A 239-nucleotide genomic window follows, 5' to 3' on the forward strand; every position below is an offset into this window, starting at 1 on the left:
CCGGGGAGCCGGACCCCGCGCGGGACCTCGCCCGCGACGCGCTCCGCCGGGTCTCGGCGCCTGCGGTCCGCGGCCGCGCCTGGAGGGTCGACATCGACGCGGCGGGGCAGGCCATGGCCGAGGTCGCCGCGGTCTTCCCGCAGGCCCTCGCCGCCGCGGGCGAGGATCCCCGGCTGCCCGCGCTCGTGCGCTACCAGCTCGCCTGGCGGGCCCTGCTGGTGGAGGGCGAGATGGCCAAG

The 239-nt window shown here is 80.3% G+C and carries 1 protein-coding gene; it reads left to right on the plus strand.

The annotated features are described in order from the left end of the window. Window positions 1-239 (plus strand): hypothetical protein (locus KVT44_RS56905; protein ID WP_217577161.1); only part of this gene is annotated, 239 nt, incomplete at both ends.

Origin of the sequence: Streptomyces sp. GbtcB7 (assembly GCF_019091445.1) — a bacterium.
In the GTDB taxonomy this organism is placed as follows: domain Bacteria; phylum Actinomycetota; class Actinomycetes; order Streptomycetales; family Streptomycetaceae; genus Streptomyces; species Streptomyces mirabilis.